Genomic DNA, 1,715 nt, shown 5'->3' on the forward strand with positions numbered 1-1,715 from the left:
GACCACAATAACGACAACAGAAGGTGTGACCGCGGCGACAGGTGGGACAGCAGCCACTGGAACTGGTGGGACCGCTGCGACAACCGCGACCACCGGTTCGACCACCGGTTTGACCACCGCTGGTGAGGCACGCACGCTGCCTCTAGCTGGCTGAGGTCGACTGGATGTCAGCGGGCCGGCGGACGGATTTCCTGTCCGGCCCGCTGACATTCGTGTCCGAGGAAAACATCTTGTTCCGGCCGGGTCGAGAGAGGCTCGGGAGTTCCGAACCTGGTTAGCCTTCGTCGCAGAGCAGGTGGTACCAGCTGTCGGCGAGCACCTCGAGCGCATGGTCGCGGTTGGGCTCGAACTTGCGGCGTGTCCACAGCGTCGCGACGTAGTCGAGCTGGGTGAAGGCGAGGGTTCCGCGGATGTGGTGTGTCTCCTCGGCGAAACGGCCGGCCTGCTGCAGGCCGCGGACGATATCGGAGATGACCTCCTCGTGCCAGCCCTCGACCAAGGTCCGCACCTCGCGATCGACGGCGGCGGCTTCATCAAGGGCGTCGAGGTAGGGCCGGAAGACCGGCCAAAGCGCGGCACGCGACTCGAGCCAGGCGAGGATGCCCGGCAGCTTGCCGTCCCGCACGACGTCGACGAGTTCGGCGGCGGTCGAGGTTCGGTCGGGGCCGTCCGCGCGCTCCAGCACTGCGTTGACGCGAGCCATGAAGTCCCTCATCAGGTCACTGCGTGACGGGTAGTACGCGTAGAAGGTGACCCTGGTGGTGCCGGCGGCCGCGGCGATCTCGTCGATCGTCGTCGCGGCGTACCCCTTTTCGGTGAACAGCGCGAGCGCCCGTTCGACGATCATGTCGCGGGTCAGCTGCTTCTGGGCTTCTCGCAGTGACGACATGGGTCAATCCTAACGGTGGGGTGCGGAATCTGTTCAAAGGACGAATGGTGCGCTGGCCGGCACCGGTCCCGGAACCCTTCGGGCCGGCCCCGGCCAGCTGACACGCCGGCGGGTCGTCCTTACGCGGCCAGCCGCAGGGCGGCGACCGGGCAGACCCTGACCGCTGCTTCCGCGGCGTCCCGGTCGGCGCCGTCGACCTCCGAGACATCGATCACAAGTTCGCCGTCGTCGTCAAGGTGCATGAGCCGGGGCGCGGCTTCCTCGCAGAGTCCGTGTCCCTCGCAGCGCGGGCGGTCCAGTTCGATCCTCACGCGGCCGATACCTTTACGACCTCAAGCCGTTCGATGCTCCGGGTGATATTGCTCGGCTCCCGCACCTCGTCCCCAAGGGTCAGGGATTCCACCCTCCGTGCCAGGGCCTCGATGATCGCATGCGCTTCAAGCTTCGCGAGGCCCTGGCCGGCGCAGCCATGCGGACCGTAGCCGAAGGAGAGGTGATCCACCGGGTTGCGGAGCACGTCAAAGCTGTCCGGATTTTCGTAGTGGCGCGGGTCGCGGTTGCCGGCGCCAAAGAGGATGCCCACCTGCGCCCCGGCCGGAATGACGACCCCCTCGATTTCCACGTCGCGGGTTGCCTTGCGGCCCCAAATGTGGACCGGAGCCCAGTAGCGCAGCACCTCAGCGAAGGCCGCGGGAACGAGTTCCGGTTTTTCCCGGACCAGCTTGAACTGCTCGGGGTGGCGGCCAAACAGCGCAACGATGTTCCCGATGGCGGCGATGGTCGTGTCCACGCCGGCGCCGAGGTACTGGTGGATGATGTGCCCGGC

At 66.9% G+C, this 1,715-nt stretch carries 3 protein-coding genes; all 3 read right to left on the bottom strand.

What is annotated here, in order from left to right; translation table 11 throughout:
• Window positions 1–274 precede the first annotated feature (274 nt).
• Window positions 275–889, bottom strand: a complete 615-nt coding sequence (locus AB4Y86_RS18255) for a TetR/AcrR family transcriptional regulator (protein ID WP_441403560.1) — start codon at window positions 887–889, stop codon at window positions 275–277.
• A 119-nt stretch (window positions 890–1,008) separates the two neighbouring features.
• Window positions 1,009–1,200 (bottom strand): ferredoxin, encoded by a 192-nt coding sequence (locus AB4Y86_RS18260; RefSeq protein WP_441403561.1) that lies wholly within the window; start codon window positions 1,198–1,200, stop codon window positions 1,009–1,011.
• Window positions 1,197–1,715: cytochrome P450 (locus AB4Y86_RS18265; RefSeq protein WP_441403562.1), on the bottom strand; the 519-nt coding region annotated here is incomplete at its 5' end. The genes AB4Y86_RS18260 and AB4Y86_RS18265, both read right to left, overlap by 4 nt.

Origin of the sequence: Arthrobacter sp. 2YAF22_2 (assembly GCF_052114645.1) — a bacterium.
GTDB lineage: Bacteria > Actinomycetota > Actinomycetes > Actinomycetales > Micrococcaceae > Arthrobacter.

What these genes read in the sequence shown, in the direction of transcription:
- AB4Y86_RS18255 (WP_441403560.1), bottom strand. Translation starts at nt 889, where the DNA reads ATGTCGTCACTGCGAGAAGCCCAGAAGCAGCTGACCCGCGACATGATC.